Source organism: Streptomyces sp. NEAU-174 (genome assembly GCF_052665095.1).
Genome location: NZ_JBQTCE010000021.1, coordinates 137,984 through 155,226, shown reverse-complemented (window position 1 = coordinate 155,226; position 17,243 = coordinate 137,984). Strand labels below are relative to the sequence as shown.

The window sequence follows — 17,243 nt, the reverse complement described above, 5'->3', positions numbered from 1 at the left end:
CCGTGGACTACGTCCAGCCGATCAACCCCAGGCATCACGACCTCGAGCCGCTGCTCGCCGCCCAGGGCCGCACCGTCGACTGGTTCAACTCTGGCGACTGCGATCCATACACCGAGTCGAACATCGCCCGCCACTCGTTCCTCGAAGCCGCCAAGGTGGTGCCGTTCCACTACCGCAGCACCATCGCCACCCTGCCCGAGCTCCGCACCTGGATCGCCACGCTTGTCGCCGAGGCCCGCAAGGTGCAGGCGGCGCACGGCCGGAGCTTCGCCACAGTCGCTCACGGCCCGTCGCTGATGCTGCTCGGCGTCACTGGTGTCGGCAAAACCCACCAGGCATACGGTGCGATCCGGTCCCTGGCGGTCACCGGTGTCGCCTCCCGCTGGGTCGTGACCACCGCCGCCGACATGTACGGAGCACTCCGGCCCCGGCACAACATCGACTCGGAGACCGAGTTCCGCAAGTACCGGGACGCCCGGCTGCTGCTGGTCGACGACCTTGGCGCGGAACGGAAAGCGACCGAGTTCACCGAAGAGATCAACTTCCGGCTCGTCAACCACCGGTACGAGCGGCACCTGCCGACCCTGTTCACGTCGAACGTGCTGCCGAAGGAACTCGCCGCCCGCCTCGGGGACCGGGTCACGTCGCGGCTCGCCGAGATGTGCCAGCGGATCACCATCAAGGGTGACGACCGCCGCCGGGGTGAGGCCGCGTGACCACCGACATCGACCCCGAGATGTGGACCGATCCCGTCGACGCCTCCGACTTCACACGCGTCCCCCCGCAGGACATCGACGCCGAACAGTGCGGGCTCGGCGCCCAGCTGCTCTCCAAGAACGCCATCGCCGATGTTCTCGACAGCCCGCTCCAGCAGCGCGACTACTACCGGCCCGCCCACGAGACCATTCAGCAGGCCATCCACGACCTGTACGCCAAGGGCGAGCCGGTCGACCCGATCACGGTTACCGCCGAGCTCACCAAGCGTGGCGAGATCACGCGCGTCGGCGGTCCCGACTACCTGCACCACCTCGTCCAGCAGACCCCCACCGCCGCCAACGCCGAGTACTACGCCCACATCGTTCACGAACAGGCTGTGCTGCGGCGTCTCGTCGAGGCAGGCAACCGCATCACCCAGCTCGGCTATGCGGGCGGCGACGCCAACGAAACCGCCGACGCGGCCATGGCCGAACTCAACGACGCCGTGCAGGTTCGCGAAGACGCCGACTCGGCCCTCATCGGCGACGACGCCGAAGACATGGTCGCCGAGCTCGAGGAGCTACAGCGCAACGGCCGCGCCATGGGCGTACCCACCGGCTTCTCCGATCTCGACGACCTCCTCCACGGGCTCCACCCCGGGCAGATGATCATTATTGCGGGGCGGCCCGCCATGGGAAAGTCCACCCTCGGCGTCGACATGCTCCGCGCCTGCTCCATCAAGCACCAGCGGCCAGCCGTGCTGTTCAACCTCGAAATGTCCAGGCGTGACGTCCAGCACCGCATCATGTCCGCCGAAGCCCGCATCGGCCTGCACCACATCCGCGGCGGCGCCATGACCGACTCCGACTGGGCCCGCTACGCCGAAGCCCTCCCGCGCTTTACCGCCGCGCCACTGACGATCGACAGCACCACCAACCAGACCGTCATGCAGATCAAAGCCCGCTGCCGCAAGCTCAAGCAGACCACCGGCCTCGACCTCGTCGTCATCGACTACCTCCAGCTCCTCGAATCCGGATCCTCCCGCCGCCAGGAGAACCGGCAGCAAGAGGTCTCCGACATGAGCCGCAACGTCAAGTTGATGGCGATGGAGCTCGAGGTGCCCGTGATCGTCCTCTGCCAGCTCAACCGCGGACCCGAGCAGAGGCAGGACAAGCGGCCGACCAAATCCGATCTGCGCGAGTCCGGATCCCTCGAGCAGGACGCCGACATCGTCATCCTCGTCCACCGCGAAGACGCCTACGAGCGCGAGTCGCCGCGGGCCGGCGAAGTCGACCTGATCGTCGACAAGCACCGCAACGGCTCCCTGGCCACGATCACCGTCGCCAACCAGCTCCACTACAGCCGTTTCGTGGACATGGCCGCCGACTTCAGCGCGCCCCTTGCCGCGGTGCCGGACGCGGGGGAGGCGGCGTGATCCTCACCGACTCGTGCCCCCGTTGCTGCCGCCGCGACATAGCCCCCACCAGCGCTCGCCGTGACGGCCAGCAAACCGTGCACTCCTACCGCTGCCGCTGCGGCCACCGCTGGACGACCTCCCGCCTCACGCCCGCCTACCGCCACCTCCACGCCGTCGACACCCGAAAGGCCGCCTGATGAACGCCGTGCCGATCCCGATCACGGTCCGCCGTTTCCAGTGCCCGCACTGCCGCCGCACCCACAGCAAGAAGCCGGCCGCGGTCGAGCACATGGGCCGCTGCTGGAAGAACCCGGCTAACCGGGGCTGCAAAACGTGTGCGCATCACCAGGAGGAGCGCTGGAGTACTCACCGTTGCTTCCCGAGCGTCGACTGCGGCTGTGATTCGTGGCCCGAGGCTTGCTGCCACCCGGATGGGCCGGAGCCGCTCGAGCAGCCGATCATCCACTGCCCGCTGTGGCAGGCACGTGCAGAGGAGCCTGCCGCATGATCGTTCATGGTTTCGCCGGCATCGGCTGGTCCGAGGGATTGCGCGAGCTCGGGTTGTCGGACATCGGCCTTGAGCTGGATGCGGCGGCGTGCGCGACCCGCATACGGGCTGGGCACGCCACGATCCGCTGCGACGCCACCCAGTACCCCACGTGGCCGTTCAAGGGCCGCACCACCGGCAAGATCGACTCCCCGCCGTGCCCCGGCTTCGGCAAGTCCGGCAAGAAGCTGGGCCTGTTGGATCTGCCGTTGGTGCATCAGGCCATCGAAGACCTGTCCCGCGGCAAGGACACCCGGGCCGCGATCGGCGCCGCATGCCGCGACGAACGCTCGATCCTGACCGCCGAGCCGATGCGCTGGCACTACGACCTGATGCCCGAATGGATAGCCCTCGAGCAGGTGCCGTCGGTGCTGCCCGTCTGGCAGCAGTACGCCGAGATCCTCACCCGCTGGGGCTACAGCACCGCGGTCGGCATCGTCGACGCCGCGGATCATGGGGCCGGGCAGCGGCGGCCACGCGCCATCCTCGCGGCCTCCCGGGTGCGCGAAGTCCAGCTTCCGGCCCCGACACACGGCGGGCTCGGGCAGCCGCCCCACGTGGCCATGGCCGATGTTGTCGGCTGGGGCTACACGCAGCGGCCGGCGCCCACCGTCACCAGCGGAGGCACCTACACCGGCGGCGCCGAGCCATTCGGCAACGGCACCCGGCAGGGCATGAAGCGGGCCTTCGGCACGCCGCTGTGGCGCGACCGGAGCGGTATCCCGCACCTGCGGCCGACCGTCGAAGAGTGCGCGGCCCTCCAAGGCTTCCGGCCCGAGCTCGAGTTCCACGGCCGGGCCGGGCAGCGCTATCTCCAGGTCGGCAACGCTCTCGCCGTCGCCGTCGCCGTCGCCGTCGTCCGCGCCGCGGCAGGTATCCCGGCGCCACAACCGGCCGCCCTCTCCGCCGCCACCGCCCTGCCTCTGCCTGCCCCTGCCACCGAAAGCGAAGCCGCCTGATGAGCACGGTCGCCCCCGGGGCTAGCGGGGGCGACCGCCCACAGATCCCACCACATCCGAAGGAGAACCATGAACCGTGACCCGATCACCCCCGCCACTGAGCCTGTTGGCCCGGACGGCTTCACGTTGCGCGAGCGCGCCTGGCTCAAGGCGGCCAGCGACGACATGGCCGAACTGAACGACCTGCTGGCCGAGCGTGGCTCCGGCCGCCGGTTCGGCATCGGCCCCGATACCCCGCCCGCCCCGTCGCCGCTGTGGGTGGCGGCCCGCCGCTCTGCCGCCTGGCTGGACGCGGCGAACGGTGCCAGCGAGCGGGAAACCCAGATGCGGCTGATGAAGATCAGCGAAGAGCTCGGCGAGGTGATGCAGGCGTACATCGGCGCCGTCGGCCAGAACCCCCGCAAAGGGATCACCCACAAGCCCGAGGACGTGGCGGCCGAACTGTGCGACGTGATCATGTCCGCCGCCGTGGCGTTGCACCGGTTCGCCGACAGCCCCGAGCAGGCCATGGCCGAGCACGCCGCGCAGGTCGTGGCCCGCATCGAGGCCCTCACCACATCCCCATCGCACGCTGAATGACGGACGGAGATTCCGATGACCTTTCACCTGTCCCCGCGCCAGGCCCTGGTGCTGGCTGCTGCCGCTGATGGCGTGCCGCTGTCCGTGGTGGCGACCCGGTTGGGCACGACCCGCACTCAGGTCGCGTCCCGCTTGTCGGAGGCGTACCGGGCGCTGGATGTGGTGTGGCTGCCGCGGGATGAGCGGCGGGCCGAGGCGGTGCGTGTGGCCCGACGGCACGGGCTGATCCCCGCCGAGGCGAAGCGGGAGGCGGCGTGATGGCCGCCGAAACCCCGTGCGGGCCGCTGTACGTCCGCCTGAGCGCCTCGGAGGGGATTCCCGGGCCTCGGGTCGTCTGGGGCGACGAGAGGCCGTCAGGCGCCCGCTCAGGCGGCTGGGTTGACGGCGAGCCCACCGTCGATGCCCCACCGCGGGGCTCCACGGCGCCTCTGAGTGCCCCGCAGCGCCCGGAGGTCGCCCGGGACCCGCAGGCCCCTCAACGGGCCGCGGACGAGCGCACAGCCCCGCCACACATCCCCGGGCAGACCGAACTCCCACTCCACCCCTACCAGCCCACCCTCTGGAGCCTGTGATGCCTGAGCCCTACTACGCCGACGACGGGGTGACACTCCACCTCGGGGACTGCCTCGACGTGCTCACCACACTGCCCGACGCCAGCGTTGACGCAGTGGTGTGCGACCCGCCCTACGGACTCGGGTTCATGGGCAAGGAGTGGGACACCCCCGGCTCCTTTGTTGAGCGGAAGGCCGCGAAGACCAACACGTTCGATCACGTCGGCGGCAACCACAACCCGATCAACTCGGCCGACGCCGCACGGACCTACCGGGTTGAGGGAATCCGCTTCGGGAATTGGTGCGAGCAGTGGGCGAGCGAATGCCTGCGGATTCTCAAACCGGGCGGATACCTCGCCGCATTCGGAGGAACCCGCACCTATCACCGGCTTGCCTGCGCGATCGAGAACGCCGGATTCGAGGTACGCGACTCACTTCACTGGATCTACGGCAGCGGATTCCCGAAGAGCAAGCAGCACCTCAAGCCGTCACACGAGCCGATCGTGCTCGCCCGGACGCCGCTGGTCGGCAGCGTTGCCTCCAACATCCGACAGCACGGCACCGGTGGCATCAACATCGACGGCTGCCGCACGATGGCTGGGCAGGACTACCGCGACAAGTGCGCCTCCGTCGTCGGGCTCGACTCGAACCGGAATGGCGACGCCTACGGTGAGTGGACTGGTGTCCGAGAGGACTCCGCACACACTGCGGGTCGCTGGCCGACGAACGTTGCACTGTCTCACGCGCCGCTTCTCGACGATCAGGGCGAGTCGGTTGGCGACGCCTGCGCTGACGGTTGCGTACCTGGGTGTTCCGTTGCCGAGATAGACGCGCAGAGCGGCGTGACGCGGAGCCGGATCGGCAAGCCCCGAGGCGCGGCTGCCGGAAACGGTTGGGGCATGACCAAGACCGGCACCGAGTACGACGATGCGGGCGGTGCGTCCCGGTTCTTTCCTGTCTTCCGATATGAAGCGAAGGCCCCGGCGTCGGAGCGCCCCCGGCTGCCTGACGGAACCGCACACCCGACGGTGAAGCCACTCGGCTTGATGCAGTGGCTGGTCCGTCTCGTCACCCCGCCGGGTGGCACGGTACTGGATCCGTTTGCGGGGTCCGGAGCCACGCTCGAAGCGTGTATCGGTGAAGGCTTCACGGCGATCGGAGTGGAGAAGCATCAGCCCTACGCCGAGCTGTGCAAGCTGCGCTTGTCCAAGCCGATAAAAACGACCCTGTTCGGCGACTTCAACCCGGCCGCATGAGCGCCGACCCGCCTGGGCTCGAGCGCACAGCCCCTCCGTCCGCCCCCGTGCAGCTCACCCTCCCGCCCGAACTCCTCGCCGCCATGCTCCTGCCCGCCCCGATCCCGTCCGCGCGACGCCGCGGCAGGCGCATCCACTGCCTGCCCGGCATCGCCACCTACCAGCCTGAGGAGAACCACCCGTGATCCGTGAAGGCAAGTTCCTGATCTCCCGCCGCCCCTACGCCGTCGACCTCAGCTCGCTGCGTCGCCTCGAACGTGACCCCGGGAAGACGTGGGCCTGGTGCGTGGTCGATGCCGTCTGGTTCCGGGGCCGCAAAACCGAGCCCGTGGCCTGTATCGGCACGCTCCGGACGATCATCGACAACCCGGCGCCCGCCGACGCCAGGGAGTTCCTGGAGCGGTACACCGACGGCCGCTATGGCGGCGACTGCGACGGCCGTTGGGACGGCGAGAACTACTGGGGCGCGCAGAAGCCCGAGGTGATCGAGCAGCACCTGGCGCTGCTGCGCCCCATGCTCGCCAACTATCCCGAGATCCCCGCTGGCCACAACGGGTGGTGGAGGTTCTGATGGCGACTACCCCGGCCGCCCTGGTCGCGGCTGCCGTGCTGCTCGCCGCCGGATACGTCCTCGGCCGCTGGCGGCCCGCCCGGCGTGCCTCCGACTGGGTCAATTGGAAGAAGTACCACCCGTCCGCGCGGCGTAACGGGCCCGTCTGGTGGGCCGCGTGGCTCGTCCTGTCCGCCGAGAACATCGGCTGGCTCATCGCCCACCCGATCCAGGGAGCCCGCGCCTGGCGGCACCGCAACGACCCGCCCCCGACCCGTAGCGAACCCCTGCGCTTCCGCAACATCACCGACCAGGAGAACCGATGACCGACACACAGTCTCCGTACTGCGCCTTGCTGGCCCGTCTGGAGGCGGAGCGGGCGAAGGCCGAGCGCAACGCCCCGCTGTGCCGCACCGAGGATGCGGCCCGGATCAACGAGGGCATGGAGGCCGGGCTCCGGATCGCCATCGGCCACGTGCTGAAGACGCTCCACGGGTCGGATGCGGTCGCGGCCTATCTGCGGGACGGCACCCTGCCGCAGGGCGATGCGGCGTTCGTTCCGCCGCCTCCCGGTTCGACCGCCGAGCAGCTGCCCGACGACATCCTGGCGTTGATCGATCCGCCGCCGTACCTGTCCACCGCGTGCGAAACCGCGCAGCTCCTCGAGCAGGCGGTGGCCGAGCATCCCGACCGGTCGGCGGGGCTGGCGGAGTGGGCCCGGCGAATGCATGACCGGTGCAGGATCAATAACAAGTACACCGGGAAGCTCTGCGCCTGCGCCCACCACGGGCCCGGCTGACCCCGAACGTGCGTGAGCCGCACCTGGTGGGGTGCGGCTCGGCGCCACCCCGTCCGATCCATCGGCCGGGGCCTTGTCCGAGTGGCGCAACGGTTGACGCAGCCGCCTTAAAAGCGGCCCCACCTGCGGGTTCGACTCCCGCCTCGGACGCCCCGACAGACCACACCGCGAACCACCGGAGAACCGCATGATCTCAACCCTCCCATCTGATTGGCATGCTGGCCACGGCTACACCTTGGCCGACCTGCACGATCTCGCTCGCCTTGCCGCTGCGACCGCTCACGGCGGGGAGCTCGATCCGGCGCTGCGCTATGACCTGGCGTGGTCCGCGATCGCCGTCGCCTTGACGGAAGCTGACGAACCCCCGACGCGACGCGACCTCTTGGCCGCCGGACGCACCGACATTCACGCCGAACTACAGGCGGTGAGGCATGCCCGGGGCGCGCTGAGCTCCGGCTCGGAGACGGCATCCAGCCGCGCGTACTGGCGCTTCTGGACGGACCTGCCAGAAGAGCGCGCAGAAGACCGCCTCACCGACCGGATCGCCGTGCGCCAGGTCCTCGATGTCCTCGACGCCCAACTGCTGGACGTGATCGCCGCCCTGGCGGTGCACGACGACTATCGGGCGGCGGCCAACGCGCTGGGTATGCCCTACAAGCTGCTCGCGAAGAAGATCGGCGTGGCGCGGCGGCTTGTGTGGGCAGCCTGGTTCGCGCCCGAGACGGCGCCGGCTCGCCGGGGTTACGACAAGCGCCGCGGCAATCGGCCACCCGGAGACCGCTGCGCTGCCGGGCATCTGCTGGAGGGCAGCAATGTGCGTCTCCGTAACCGGGGCCGAGGGCGGACGTCGCGGGTCTGCCGGACGTGCGCCGCTGTGAGAGCTGCCCGGTTCACCGCCGGGAGGGCCGCATGAATCCGCGACCCGAGGCGACTCTCGACAGCGCTCTGATGATGGTCCTCACCGGCCTCGTCGCGGTGCGCATCCTCGCCCTGGCCCGGCCTGGCGAGATGGCCCGCGCCCATGCAGAGGCGGCTGCCGACGGAGGCTTGGTCGACATCATCAGCGAGACCGGGGACCGGCTCACCGCGCCCGGGAACTTCCGCGGCCCCTGCGAGCGGAAGACGCGGGCGGAGGTCCTGAACGCCATGGCCGCGTGTCTTGCTCTCGGCGCACACCAGCCCGGCGGTGTCACCTGGGCCGGACACCACTGGTGCACCGCCCCCCACGACAACTGTCCGAACCGTCGGTACCGGGCGGCGTGACCGCCCTGCTCATATGGAGGAATCCAATGCGCCATGCCACCTACTACGCCTACGGGATCCGCATCCCCTACACCCATCCGGACAACTTCGAAGGTGTTCTGCGCGCCCTGAGGGCGGAGGGCGGTCGAATCGACTACCTCCTCGCCAGCGACATGGCCTTCCTGGTCACCGAGTGCGTCGAGATGGAACCCGGCGAGTTCAAGGTCATCACCCCTCGGTCGTTCGAACGGCCCGAGCGCGCCGCTTGGGATCGCACCCTGCATGAGGCCGCCGCCCTGCTCGGTCTGGCGGAGTCCCCAGAGCCTGGCTGGATCCTTGTTCCTGACCTCAGTTGAGCCGTGTGCCGCGAACTGGGGCGGGTCAGGCGTCGGGCTGGGCGGCCTCCCCGGTCGGCTCGGCGCGCTGAGGTAGTTCGGTGCCGGGGCGTCCGACGCACCATTCCCAGAGTTGGCGGGTGATGCTGCTGCGGTCGCCGCCCAGTTGGCGCGCGAAGGCGTCGAACTCGGCGGCGAGCTCGTCGTCGATGCCGCGTAGGACGCGTTGCTTGTGCTTGTGGGCGTTGGCCATGGACCGATCTTCTCAGGTGGGTTGCCACCCGTCAAAGGGTGTGTCATATTGGAGGTGGCAAGCCACCTGTGACCAGGGGAGGAAATAATGAGCGTCGCAACCGCCCAGATCGGAACCACCAACTGGCACCTGGCCGGCATTCGTACCTCCTCCGGTACCGAATGCGATCACTGCGGCCGAATCCTCAAGAACCTGTACGACGTCATCGACACCACAAACGGCCGCAAGATGACCGTCGGTCGAGGCTGCTGCAAAAAGGTCACCGGATGGTCGCTCGCCGCCTCCGAAGCCGCCCGCCTCCTCCGCGCGGCGCAAGCCGCCGCCCGCCAGGCCCAGGTCTGGCTGGAGTTCACCGCCGCATTCCCGGAGGACGCACAGATGCTGGAACACGACATCCGCACCTGGCGCCCGGCCCACCCGGGACAGTGCAACATCCCAGCCACCGTGAAGAACGACATCGCCCGCGAGGCCACCCCGCGCTCTTGGTGGAAGGGACGAATGCAGGAGTACCGCCGCACCCGCCGGCCCTGACTCACCGCCCCTGCCCGGCCTTCGGGTCGGGCCCTCACCCACCACCGCCAACGTCCCGAGGAGGGCGCCATGACTGAACTGGTCGAGGTCCCCGCCGAACTGGCCAACAAGATCGGCGCCGACGGCGGGCGCAGCGCGTGGCCGTGGTTCGCGGACCGCGATGCCGCCCACTGGGGCGCCACCCCGTACCACCACAACGGCGACCAGGTCATGCTGCTCCTCGACGGCGACGACGGCGAACTGGTCGCCGCCACCCGGCCCAGCGTCGAGGCCACCTACGGCCCGCTGACCGAGGTTCCGCACTGCACCACTTGCGGCAGCTACTTGTTCTACCGAGGTGCCTGCCGGTCCTTGGTCTGCCGCCAGGCGTGACGAGAGTGGCCTCCGTGGCCCCAGCCAATAACCCGCCGCACCCCCAACCCGCAGAGGAGGCCCCGATGGACACCGCCCTCACCCCGGCAGGCCAGGCCATCTACCTGTCCGACCTACCCACCGGGTCCCTCGTTACCCCGCACGACGCCCAGACCATTCGGGCTGCCGCGGTCGCCGAGATGGGCTGGGAGGGCTTGCGCCGAGCCCAGTTGATCGCGGCCTTCCGCAACGCTGCCCTCATGCCCGAGGCGCACCTCGCCCGCCACCAGTGGGCGCACGCGGCGGCCCTCTTCGCTTGCCCGGAGGGGATCCTGTGAACGACCGCGAAAAGTGCCGGAACTGCGGCCACACCTGGGGCGTTATCGGCACGCCGCGCGCTGAGGTGCTGTGCGGCCCGTGTGGCCGCCCGTCGCCCTCCCGCAGGCCCGCCCACTACTGGCACCTGCGCCGATGGGTCGGCCATGCGGATGTCCGTTACCGGTCCCCGGAGTGGTGGGACCAGCAGACCAGCATCGCCGACCTGGAACGCGCCGCCGAATACGCCGCACAGCAATGGCCCGAGGCGTCCTAATGCCCTTCCGTCGCATCACCTGCATCCTGCGTTGCCCCACCCCGCTCGGCCCTTCGGGGCCGGGCCCCACCCCGCCGCACGATCGCCCCTTGAGGAGCCCATCATGCACCGCACGATCGCCGGTCCCGCAGTGACTTGCCCCGACTGCAAGAACCAGACCTGCCACACCTGCCGATTCTGGCTCGAAAAGATCTCCTGGCATGAGGCTGGGGACGCCTTCCCCGGCGACACCAGCATCGTGGTGGCCCGTGTCGACAGCGTCCATTTCGTCGTCCGACCGATGAACAGCACCCTCCCCGCTAGGCATCTCGGGCTCGGCGGCCGCCAGATCACCTTCCGCTTCGACGACGGCCAGACCGTCACCTCCAACGACGTCATGTGCCAGGGCGACATCCCCGCCTGGTTCCGCAGCCGCCTCCCGGACAACGCCGTCATCGTCTCCCAGTCGACCGCCGGATCCCGTGCCTTGTTCGGGCCCGCGGAGGGCATCGACACCGACCAGGCCACGAGCGCGCCCGCAGAGGAGTCCCGGTGACCACCACGGCCCCGTCCGTCTACGAGATCGCCGACATCCTCCGCGGCGCACACACCGCGATCCGCTGCCGCGGCTGGACGCAGACCGAACCGCCCGCCGGCTGCGGCCCGGTGCACGCCCTGACCGCGATCGGCATCGGCGTCACCGGCTGGCTCTACGACCCGCGCACCATCCTCAGCCTGCACGACGAGGCCCGGTACGAGGCCGCCATCGCGCGCGTCTCCCTGCGCCTCGACCTGCACGGAGCGGATGACCTCGAGGCGTTCACCGCCTGGCATGACGACCCCGCCCGCACCCCGGACGACGTCCTCCACGCTCTCCAGGACACTGCCCGCGGTCTCGAGGGCTACCGGCCGGACCGCGTCATCACCCCCACCGTCCGGGACGTGACGAGCGTCCACCAGGGCGTGCTGCTGACCTGCTACGGCGAGGACAGCAACTACATGGCCATCGGCCACATCGCCCCCGCCCTCATGGTCACGGCCGGCGCCGAATGCAACCTGCACCTGACGGGCGAACCCCTCGCCGACGGGTGGCCGCAGGGCCGGCTCGAGCGGCGTGTCTGGCACACCTGGGCTCTGCACTGGCGGAACCCGCGGGGCGAGATCTGGTGGGACGTTGACCACGACCGGCGCACCCCCGGCGCGACGCCGATTACGATCCTGCCGGGGGACTGACGTGACCGACCGCCCCACCGTCATCCGCCGAACCCCGGCAGAGCTCCGCGAGCAGCGGGCCCGGCTCATCGCCGAAGCCGGCCTCACCTACGACGAGCTCCGGGACCGCGCCGACGCCTGGACGCTCAGCCCCGAGCAGCAGGACATCTGGGCCACCATCGAGGGCATCGACTACCTCCTCGGCGGCGCCACCCCGGCAAACCAGGAGACACAGTGAGTCATGCCATCGAGCCCGACCAGGTGTATGTCGCCTGCTACGACTCCGCGTTCCGGGTCCGGGTGCTCGACCACGAGCCGGGCGCCTTCTACATCCCCGAGCAGGCCATCACGTGACACTGTGCCCCGACGCCCGGTCGCACCCGTTCCGGTCGCGGGGCGCACTGTCCTCAGGTGTTCTTGAGTTTCGAAGGCCAGACCTGGTGCTCAGGGTCCCACCAGATGACATGGAAGACGTTTCCCACCAGGAAGCCCCACAGCCTGCCTGCGCCGCCCACTCGCAGTTTCCAGATTTTGGTCATGTCGGGCAGGCCCAGAATCTCGAGGCGCTCCAGTGCGGTGCGGTTCGGTAGCAGTGGCACGTCGTGGCATTTGCCCGGCCACTCTCCCTGATGGAACAGTTCGTTGATCGTCAGACTTTCGAATTTCCTCATGTCCGTGATCAGCGTCAATAGTCGTTCGTGGTCAAGCTGAGTGAGACCCCATGGCCCATCAAGGTCCAGGTGCGTGAACCGCCAACAGACCCGCTCCTCCGAGTTCGACGCGCTCGGCAACAGTGAAGCCGGATCACCCGTTCGCTTCTGCTCGGCGACGCGAGCCGACGGGACTTGCAGCTTCTTCTTGGCCTTCCCCCCTTTGGCCATTCAGTCCTCGCGGTCTACCAACGCGCCGAAATAGTCGGCGATGTCCGCGTCGCGAAGTTCCTCGTTGCTCCTCGCCAGATCCGTCACCCCGGCCCGATCCCGGGCGTACACCCACGGGCCCGCCTGATGTGTCATAGCCGACAATTCGTGCGCCGTGTACGTCTTGAAGTTCTCGAGGACGACATCAACCGACTCGCGCTCGTCATCATCCAAGGCTGTCGGGTCGCCGGCGATGTCGCCCTTGTCGAGCCGGTACCGGCCGCGGTGCTGGTCGTACAGCTCGTACACGACGGGCCCATTGGCCCAGGCTTCGAAGCGCTCGGGAAACAGCTGCCGGTCTTCCCAGGCCAGGTGGTAGCCGTAGGCGAAGTAGCAGAGCTTTTGCAGCTTCATGGCAGACATGGGCGCGGCTTTGGCCAGTATGTAGGCGGCTACGTCTTCAACATTTGCCATGGTCAGCGTCCTCCGGTGTCTGTCCTGTCACCGTAGACGAGTCGTCCCCTGTCGCGACTCGGCGGGTCTGCGGGCAGGGCGACACTTCCCCCAGGTGGGTCTACCGTATCGGCCGGTCCCTGAGCCTTGGAAGAGGGTGGGTGACAGGCTGGACAATATGCGACGCATCGAACGAGTGCGCGAATGATTGCCTGTCGAGGGAGCCCCGGCGCGCCAAGCGTCCAGGCCCACCTCACCGCCACCCGCCGAGCCCCCACATGATGAGCGCCCAGCCGCCCACCATCACCGTGGCGAAGATGACCAGCCACACATACACGCCGAACGGCGGCGACCACGGCTCGTCCGGTTTCGGCGGCTTCACCGGGCAGCATTTCGAGCAGTGCGGATCGTCAGGCATCCCCGCAGAATGCCGGGCCGCGGCAATGCGGGTGGCCTCGAGGGCGGCAGTCCACCCGGATAGGTGACGAGTCGAGGCGGGCTCGAGCTGGCCACATCGGCCGGAACCTGCCGCGTCACCCCAAGCCGGCGCGGGGAGCCTTCCACCGGCGAAACACCGCAACCAGGCAAGGGGGGAATGCGTGTTCGGAATTGGTGCTGTTCTTCAAGCCGTCGAGGACCTGAAGAAGAAGATCGACGGATTACAAGGCGCCCTCACGGCAGTGATCAAGCAAGGGCTCGACAACATCAAAACCAGCATCGACCAGATCGGCGGCGCAGCCCAGCGCACCAGCGAATCCGCGGGCAACATCAGCCGCAGAGTCGACAACCTCCACACCGAGGTCCAAACACTCCACACCGACATCGAACGGCTCCGCGCCAGCGTCGAAACCGCCGGAGCCGCAGCCGACAACCGAAGCGACGACCGGATCCTCCGCGAGATCGCCGATCTCCGGGCCACCATCGAAGGCTGGCGAGCAGACATTGCAGAAGCCCGCCATGCTGCCCAGCTCGCGCCGACCGCGCCCGCGGAAAGCCCCGAGACGCCAACCAGCAACGGTGAGCCGGACGGGCAGAAGCATCGCGACCACCTGAACCAGGCGGCCAGCATCAGCTCCGCCGAGATCACCTGCCACCGCGACATGTGGAACTTCCTCGTCAAACACGCCGTGAACGGAGACCTCTTCCGACTCCCCGGCAAGACCACCGAGCAAGCCGACGGCCGCATCTCCGTCCACACATCCGGGCCCACCCTTACCGCCGCCCTCGAAGCCCTCTGGGCGCTCCAGCACGAGGCAGCAAACCCGCCAGGCGTACAAGCCCTCGCCCGCGTCTTCTACCAGCGCATCGGCGAAGCCCTCGCCAAAGCCAAGCCGGCCGCCACCGAGCCGCGAGAAGAGGCGGCAGACCCCAACCAGCCGGGCCTTCCGCTCACCCGCATCGTCATCGACGACCGGCCCCCGGCCGAGGCAAGCAGCTGAACCAGCCAAAACGAGGCCCCCACCTGCTTGGGTGGGGGCCTCGCTGTGTTACTGGGCGGGCGAGCCCGAGCCGGAGCACGTCCCCTTGGACTGGTCCCCGTTCTCCTGATGCATCGGCGTCGGCTCGCCAGCCCGGGCGCTCGTACCCAGACCGCAGACGGGGCAGCTAGCGGCGAGCATGCCAGGGTCGAACCTCACGGGCGCCTCCTCGAGTCGTAGTCACCCGAGGGATACACCCGGCTACGGGGCGTGCGGGAGGCGCGTCAGAGGGTGCGCGCGAAGATGCGTGCGCCGTCATGGAAGTGCACCGTCACCCCGTGGTGCCCCTTCTTTGCGTCCTTCTGCAGCGACCACTGCTCGATGCTCGCGATCTCCCGCGACCCCGAGCCGGCCAGGATCCGGGCCAGCCAGCCCTCCGGGCCCTCAGCCCACGGCCCATCCAGGCTGACCGGGTCACGCTCATCCGGCCGCTCCGGCTGGTCGTACTGGTCACCCGGGGCCGACTGTGCGTTGAACTGGAAACGGGCTGTACGGCCCTCCAGAGCCACGGCTAGGCCGAACGGGTGCTTGCTGTCACCCGCTTCCTTCAGCGTGGACGCCTGACCCGCGGCCGGGTCCTGGCGGGCAAGGGACAGCGCGAACTCCTCGAAGCGCGTAGGGCGCATGTGGGTGATCCTCCTTGGCGGTGGTGGGACAGTCTACGAAGCCCCGGCCGGGCGGGCGGCCACCCGGCCGGGTGACATCAGATTTGCGGCAGAACCTTGCCCAGGAAGTCCTGCACGGGCCCGTAGAAGCCCTCAGGGACGTACTCGGCGAGCTGGCTACGGCTCGCCCAGGCGACTTCCGCGACCTCCCGGGCGGACGCCACGCAAGCCTCCCCGGAGACCACCGAGCAGGCCGTGTAGGAGATCCTGCGCCCTGTATCCGGGTGCACCCGCTCGCCGAGGTGCTGCGCCGCCATGACGGTCAGCCCCGTCTCCTCGAGCGCCTCCCGCGCCGCGGCATCGGCAGGGCTCTCGCCAGGCTCGACCACCCCGGCAGGGAACTGCCAGACGAGCCGGCCCTCGGTGACGCGCCGACGAATCAGCAGCACCCGGCCCTCATGCGTGATGACCGCAGCAGCAACAGCGGGCTGCCCGTCGGCTTCCTGTGGGGCCACACGAATCCCTCCCTCTTCGATCGTCATGCTTATCGCTGCCGCGGGAAGCGGCGCAGCCACTCGGGGATGCCGGGCTCGGCGTAGTGCAGCAGCGCGTACTTGTAGCTGAGCAGGTCCACGGCGCGCACCGACTGCGGGCCCCGCAGGTCCGCTGGACTCTCCCGCTCCAGTTGCGCGAGGGCTGACTGCCGCTGCTCTCGGTAGATGCGTGGCCGCTTCTTCTCGAACTGGAGGAGGAGGCGGCGAAGCCGGTCGTCGTCGAGGTCGTTGGCGGCGGCGTACAGCCGGTCAAGTTCCGCCTGTTGTCGATCTTGCTTGCCCGCGTGCTGGCCCGCGCGAGCGCCAGCGAGTGCGGAGGAGGATTTCCCCTCCTCGTCTTGCTGATCATTCTTGTAACTACCCGTGTTGTTAAAGACTTCCTGGTCCTCCGCCGTACTGGACGTCCGGCCTCCTGAACCTCCGGCTTCCTGGAAGGCCGTAACCCGGAGCTTCAAAGCCTCAGGGTCGTCACACGCCACGGTCTCCGTCCTCCAGAAGATTCGCTTCGTCTCCTCGTCCTTCATGCGCTTCCGCACGTGGGCGACGTAGCCCTTGCGTTCCAGCTCTTGCAGCGCTCGGCGCATCGCGTCCCTGCCCTCCACATCCGGGTCGCCCGAGGCGCGGGCCATCGCGACCAGCTTGTCGAACGTGATCTCGTAGCCGTCCGGGAAGCTCAGCAGATCCAACAGCAGGCCCTTCGCCCGCCAGGACAGGCGCCGGCTCTGTGCCGTCGTGTTGGCGACTGGAACCCAGCCGCTATCCGGCATCGTCCGTATGACTCTCATTGCACCGCCGCCCACTGGCAGACGCGGGCGCACTTCTGTACCTTCAAGACCGAACTCCTGGATCGCGGGCCGCATACCCGTGGATCTGAAGACGGCCGGGTGGACGCCACATCCACCCGGCCGTTGCTGTTTGCCTACGCCCGTCAGCCCGCAGTCTGCTGCTCGGCCACCCTCCGCGCCTCGGCCAGCTGCCGCACTTGGTCGCGCATCTTCTCGAAGTGCGCGATCGCCTGATCGATGAACGCCAGCGCCGCATGCTCCTGCAAGCTGGTGGGGTTTCCCCCTCCCGTAGCGTCGAAGCCCAGATACGGCATCCCGCTGTCCTCGTCCCTGTGGAACGGGTCCTGCCGGAGAGCGGCCACCATCACCTCCGACACCCCGCCGAACTCCGGGGCGGCCAGAGCGAGCGTCTCGCCCTCGTGATACAGATCCGACAGGTCAGCCAGCCGCTCCTCCGAGTGGCTACGCACACACCATTCCGGACACGGAACGGCGATCCGCTGCCCGCGGACCACAGCCGCCACCAGGCGCGGGGAGGCCGGCGGCGGGGGAGAGGCGGGGGCGGGAGACTGCTGGGTCGGGACATCGTGGGCTAGAGTCATGGGCAAAGCTCCACTTCTTGGTTGGGGTGAGCTACTGGTCAGCGGGCTGGCACCCGC

The 17,243-nt window shown here is 68.9% G+C and carries 29 protein-coding genes and 1 tRNA gene; 22 read left to right on the top strand and 8 right to left on the bottom strand.

From position 1 onward, the window contains the following. Positions 1–2 precede the first annotated feature (2 nt). From ACT2CW_RS42700 to ACT2CW_RS42635, 14 genes are all read left to right on the top strand, one after another. Positions 3–716 carry an ATP-binding protein gene (locus tag ACT2CW_RS42700; protein WP_445520506.1) on the top strand — a complete coding sequence of 238 codons (714 nt, stop codon included), beginning with the start codon at positions 3–5 and terminating at the stop codon, positions 714–716. Positions 717–736: 20 nt separating this feature from the next. Next, the gene (dnaB, locus tag ACT2CW_RS42695) at positions 737–2,131 is read left to right on the top strand and encodes a replicative DNA helicase (RefSeq protein WP_445520538.1); all 1,395 of its coding nucleotides are present in this window, start codon (positions 737–739) and stop codon (positions 2,129–2,131) included. A 486-nt stretch (positions 2,132–2,617) separates the two neighbouring features. Then, positions 2,618–3,619 carry a DNA cytosine methyltransferase gene (locus ACT2CW_RS42690; RefSeq protein ID WP_445520505.1) on the top strand — a complete coding sequence of 334 codons (1,002 nt, stop codon included), beginning with the start codon at positions 2,618–2,620 and terminating at the stop codon, positions 3,617–3,619. A 69-nt stretch (positions 3,620–3,688) separates the two neighbouring features. Further along, positions 3,689–4,198, top strand: a complete 510-nt coding sequence (locus ACT2CW_RS42685) for a MazG-like family protein (RefSeq protein ID WP_445520504.1) — start codon at positions 3,689–3,691, stop codon at positions 4,196–4,198. A 15-nt stretch (positions 4,199–4,213) separates the two neighbouring features. Further along, positions 4,214–4,456, top strand: coding sequence for a hypothetical protein (locus ACT2CW_RS42680; protein WP_445520503.1), 243 nt, complete (start codon positions 4,214–4,216; stop codon positions 4,454–4,456). A 313-nt stretch (positions 4,457–4,769) separates the two neighbouring features. After that, a complete protein-coding gene (locus ACT2CW_RS42675) occupies positions 4,770–6,005 on the top strand; it encodes a DNA-methyltransferase (RefSeq protein ID WP_445520502.1) in 1,236 nt (411 codons plus the stop codon). Next, entirely contained in the window at positions 6,002–6,190 is a 189-nt protein-coding gene (locus tag ACT2CW_RS42670) for a hypothetical protein (RefSeq protein WP_445520501.1), read from the top strand. The genes ACT2CW_RS42675 and ACT2CW_RS42670 overlap by 4 nt, the downstream gene beginning before the upstream one ends. Then, complete coding sequence (locus tag ACT2CW_RS42665; RefSeq protein WP_445520500.1) at positions 6,187–6,576, top strand: hypothetical protein; 390 nt, start codon at positions 6,187–6,189, stop codon at positions 6,574–6,576. Before ACT2CW_RS42670 ends, ACT2CW_RS42665 begins: the two co-directional genes overlap by 4 nt. Next, positions 6,576–6,881, top strand: coding sequence for a hypothetical protein (locus ACT2CW_RS42660; protein ID WP_445520499.1), 306 nt, complete (start codon positions 6,576–6,578; stop codon positions 6,879–6,881). The genes ACT2CW_RS42665 and ACT2CW_RS42660 overlap by 1 nt, the downstream gene beginning before the upstream one ends. Then, a complete protein-coding gene (locus tag ACT2CW_RS42655) occupies positions 6,878–7,354 on the top strand; it encodes a hypothetical protein (RefSeq protein ID WP_445520498.1) in 477 nt (158 codons plus the stop codon). The genes ACT2CW_RS42660 and ACT2CW_RS42655 overlap by 4 nt, the downstream gene beginning before the upstream one ends. A gap of 75 nt (positions 7,355–7,429) precedes the next feature. Then, a tRNA-Leu gene (locus ACT2CW_RS42650) sits at positions 7,430–7,504 on the top strand. Positions 7,505–7,589: 85 nt separating this feature from the next. Continuing rightward, positions 7,590–8,267 (top strand): hypothetical protein, encoded by a 678-nt coding sequence (locus tag ACT2CW_RS42645; protein WP_445520497.1) that lies wholly within the window; start codon positions 7,590–7,592, stop codon positions 8,265–8,267. Then, positions 8,264–8,617, top strand: coding sequence for a hypothetical protein (locus ACT2CW_RS42640; protein WP_445520496.1), 354 nt, complete (start codon positions 8,264–8,266; stop codon positions 8,615–8,617). The genes ACT2CW_RS42645 and ACT2CW_RS42640 overlap by 4 nt, the downstream gene beginning before the upstream one ends. Positions 8,618–8,643: 26 nt before the next feature. Continuing rightward, positions 8,644–8,952: a hypothetical protein gene (locus tag ACT2CW_RS42635; RefSeq protein ID WP_445520495.1), complete on the top strand. Its 309-nt coding sequence runs from the start codon at positions 8,644–8,646 to the stop codon at positions 8,950–8,952. 25 nt (positions 8,953–8,977) lie between these two features. On the opposite strand, the gene ACT2CW_RS42630 is transcribed toward ACT2CW_RS42635, so the two are convergent. Further along, the gene (locus ACT2CW_RS42630) at positions 8,978–9,184 is read right to left on the bottom strand and encodes a hypothetical protein (RefSeq protein WP_445520494.1); all 207 of its coding nucleotides are present in this window, start codon (positions 9,182–9,184) and stop codon (positions 8,978–8,980) included. A gap of 87 nt (positions 9,185–9,271) precedes the next feature. Between ACT2CW_RS42630 and ACT2CW_RS42625 the strand changes: the two genes are divergently transcribed. The 7 genes from ACT2CW_RS42625 (at position 9,272) to ACT2CW_RS42595 (ending at position 12,087) form a co-directional block, all read left to right on the top strand. Then, positions 9,272–9,715: a hypothetical protein gene (locus tag ACT2CW_RS42625; RefSeq protein WP_445520493.1), complete on the top strand. Its 444-nt coding sequence runs from the start codon at positions 9,272–9,274 to the stop codon at positions 9,713–9,715. 69 nt (positions 9,716–9,784) lie between these two features. Further along, positions 9,785–10,087, top strand: a complete 303-nt coding sequence (locus ACT2CW_RS42620) for a hypothetical protein (protein ID WP_445520492.1) — start codon at positions 9,785–9,787, stop codon at positions 10,085–10,087. 65 nt (positions 10,088–10,152) lie between these two features. Further along, entirely contained in the window at positions 10,153–10,404 is a 252-nt protein-coding gene (locus ACT2CW_RS42615; protein WP_445520491.1) for a hypothetical protein, read from the top strand. Then, positions 10,401–10,658: a hypothetical protein gene (locus ACT2CW_RS42610; protein ID WP_445520490.1), complete on the top strand. Its 258-nt coding sequence runs from the start codon at positions 10,401–10,403 to the stop codon at positions 10,656–10,658. The genes ACT2CW_RS42615 and ACT2CW_RS42610 overlap by 4 nt, the downstream gene beginning before the upstream one ends. Before the next feature lie 103 nt (positions 10,659–10,761). Then, the gene (locus tag ACT2CW_RS42605; protein WP_445520489.1) at positions 10,762–11,193 is read left to right on the top strand and encodes a hypothetical protein; all 432 of its coding nucleotides are present in this window, start codon (positions 10,762–10,764) and stop codon (positions 11,191–11,193) included. Further along, positions 11,190–11,870 carry a DUF6197 family protein gene (locus tag ACT2CW_RS42600; protein WP_445520488.1) on the top strand — a complete coding sequence of 227 codons (681 nt, stop codon included), beginning with the start codon at positions 11,190–11,192 and terminating at the stop codon, positions 11,868–11,870. The genes ACT2CW_RS42605 and ACT2CW_RS42600 overlap by 4 nt, the downstream gene beginning before the upstream one ends. Position 11,871: 1 nt before the next feature. Further along, positions 11,872–12,087, top strand: coding sequence for a hypothetical protein (locus tag ACT2CW_RS42595; RefSeq protein WP_445520487.1), 216 nt, complete (start codon positions 11,872–11,874; stop codon positions 12,085–12,087). Positions 12,088–12,256: 169 nt separating this feature from the next. Here the strand turns inward: ACT2CW_RS42595 and ACT2CW_RS42590 are convergent, their stop codons facing one another. From ACT2CW_RS42590 to ACT2CW_RS42580, 3 genes are all read right to left on the bottom strand, one after another. After that, positions 12,257–12,730, bottom strand: a complete 474-nt coding sequence (locus ACT2CW_RS42590) for a hypothetical protein (RefSeq protein ID WP_445520486.1) — start codon at positions 12,728–12,730, stop codon at positions 12,257–12,259. Continuing rightward, complete coding sequence (locus ACT2CW_RS42585; protein ID WP_445520485.1) at positions 12,731–13,183, bottom strand: Panacea domain-containing protein; 453 nt, start codon at positions 13,181–13,183, stop codon at positions 12,731–12,733. It abuts the gene before it with no gap. A gap of 232 nt (positions 13,184–13,415) precedes the next feature. Then, on the bottom strand, positions 13,416–13,580 hold the full coding sequence (locus tag ACT2CW_RS42580) for a hypothetical protein (protein ID WP_445520484.1): 165 nt from the start codon (positions 13,578–13,580) through the stop codon (positions 13,416–13,418). A 181-nt stretch (positions 13,581–13,761) separates the two neighbouring features. Here ACT2CW_RS42580 and ACT2CW_RS42575 point away from each other — a divergent pair, with 181 nt between their 5' ends. Then, entirely contained in the window at positions 13,762–14,601 is an 840-nt protein-coding gene (locus tag ACT2CW_RS42575; protein WP_445520483.1) for a hypothetical protein, read from the top strand. Positions 14,602–14,864: 263 nt separating this feature from the next. Here the strand turns inward: ACT2CW_RS42575 and ACT2CW_RS42570 are convergent, their stop codons facing one another. The 4 genes from ACT2CW_RS42570 to ACT2CW_RS42555 form a co-directional block, all read right to left on the bottom strand. Continuing rightward, positions 14,865–15,266, bottom strand: coding sequence for a hypothetical protein (locus ACT2CW_RS42570; RefSeq protein WP_445520482.1), 402 nt, complete (start codon positions 15,264–15,266; stop codon positions 14,865–14,867). Between the two features lie 77 nt (positions 15,267–15,343). Further along, the gene (locus tag ACT2CW_RS42565) at positions 15,344–15,760 is read right to left on the bottom strand and encodes an NUDIX hydrolase (protein ID WP_445520481.1); all 417 of its coding nucleotides are present in this window, start codon (positions 15,758–15,760) and stop codon (positions 15,344–15,346) included. A 29-nt stretch (positions 15,761–15,789) separates the two neighbouring features. Then, positions 15,790–16,566 (bottom strand): hypothetical protein, encoded by a 777-nt coding sequence (locus ACT2CW_RS42560; protein ID WP_445520480.1) that lies wholly within the window; start codon positions 16,564–16,566, stop codon positions 15,790–15,792. A 161-nt stretch (positions 16,567–16,727) separates the two neighbouring features. Further along, positions 16,728–17,186, bottom strand: coding sequence for a DUF6907 domain-containing protein (locus tag ACT2CW_RS42555; RefSeq protein ID WP_445520479.1), 459 nt, complete (start codon positions 17,184–17,186; stop codon positions 16,728–16,730). Positions 17,187–17,243: the final 57 nt, after the last annotated feature.

What these genes read in the sequence shown, in the direction of transcription:
- dnaB (WP_445520538.1), top strand. Translation starts at nt 737, where the DNA reads ATGTGGACCGATCCCGTCGACGCCTCCGACTTCACACGCGTCCCCCCG.
- ACT2CW_RS42690 (WP_445520505.1), top strand. Translation starts at nt 2,618, where the DNA reads ATGATCGTTCATGGTTTCGCCGGCATCGGCTGGTCCGAGGGATTGCGC.
- ACT2CW_RS42685 (WP_445520504.1), top strand. Translation starts at nt 3,689, where the DNA reads ATGAACCGTGACCCGATCACCCCCGCCACTGAGCCTGTTGGCCCGGAC.
- ACT2CW_RS42680 (WP_445520503.1), top strand. Translation starts at nt 4,214, where the DNA reads ATGACCTTTCACCTGTCCCCGCGCCAGGCCCTGGTGCTGGCTGCTGCC.
- ACT2CW_RS42675 (WP_445520502.1), top strand. Translation starts at nt 4,770, where the DNA reads ATGCCTGAGCCCTACTACGCCGACGACGGGGTGACACTCCACCTCGGG.
- ACT2CW_RS42670 (WP_445520501.1), top strand. Translation starts at nt 6,002, where the DNA reads ATGAGCGCCGACCCGCCTGGGCTCGAGCGCACAGCCCCTCCGTCCGCC.
- ACT2CW_RS42660 (WP_445520499.1), top strand. Translation starts at nt 6,576, where the DNA reads ATGGCGACTACCCCGGCCGCCCTGGTCGCGGCTGCCGTGCTGCTCGCC.
- ACT2CW_RS42655 (WP_445520498.1), top strand. Translation starts at nt 6,878, where the DNA reads ATGACCGACACACAGTCTCCGTACTGCGCCTTGCTGGCCCGTCTGGAG.
- ACT2CW_RS42640 (WP_445520496.1), top strand. Translation starts at nt 8,264, where the DNA reads ATGAATCCGCGACCCGAGGCGACTCTCGACAGCGCTCTGATGATGGTC.
- ACT2CW_RS42635 (WP_445520495.1), top strand. Translation starts at nt 8,644, where the DNA reads ATGCGCCATGCCACCTACTACGCCTACGGGATCCGCATCCCCTACACC.
- ACT2CW_RS42630 (WP_445520494.1), bottom strand. Translation starts at nt 9,184, where the DNA reads ATGGCCAACGCCCACAAGCACAAGCAACGCGTCCTACGCGGCATCGAC.
- ACT2CW_RS42625 (WP_445520493.1), top strand. Translation starts at nt 9,272, where the DNA reads ATGAGCGTCGCAACCGCCCAGATCGGAACCACCAACTGGCACCTGGCC.
- ACT2CW_RS42620 (WP_445520492.1), top strand. Translation starts at nt 9,785, where the DNA reads ATGACTGAACTGGTCGAGGTCCCCGCCGAACTGGCCAACAAGATCGGC.
- ACT2CW_RS42615 (WP_445520491.1), top strand. Translation starts at nt 10,153, where the DNA reads ATGGACACCGCCCTCACCCCGGCAGGCCAGGCCATCTACCTGTCCGAC.
- ACT2CW_RS42605 (WP_445520489.1), top strand. Translation starts at nt 10,762, where the DNA reads ATGCACCGCACGATCGCCGGTCCCGCAGTGACTTGCCCCGACTGCAAG.
- ACT2CW_RS42590 (WP_445520486.1), bottom strand. Translation starts at nt 12,730, where the DNA reads ATGGCCAAAGGGGGGAAGGCCAAGAAGAAGCTGCAAGTCCCGTCGGCT.
- ACT2CW_RS42585 (WP_445520485.1), bottom strand. Translation starts at nt 13,183, where the DNA reads ATGGCAAATGTTGAAGACGTAGCCGCCTACATACTGGCCAAAGCCGCG.
- ACT2CW_RS42580 (WP_445520484.1), bottom strand. Translation starts at nt 13,580, where the DNA reads ATGCCTGACGATCCGCACTGCTCGAAATGCTGCCCGGTGAAGCCGCCG.
- ACT2CW_RS42570 (WP_445520482.1), bottom strand. Translation starts at nt 15,266, where the DNA reads ATGCGCCCTACGCGCTTCGAGGAGTTCGCGCTGTCCCTTGCCCGCCAG.
- ACT2CW_RS42560 (WP_445520480.1), bottom strand. Translation starts at nt 16,566, where the DNA reads ATGCCGGATAGCGGCTGGGTTCCAGTCGCCAACACGACGGCACAGAGC.
- ACT2CW_RS42555 (WP_445520479.1), bottom strand. Translation starts at nt 17,186, where the DNA reads ATGACTCTAGCCCACGATGTCCCGACCCAGCAGTCTCCCGCCCCCGCC.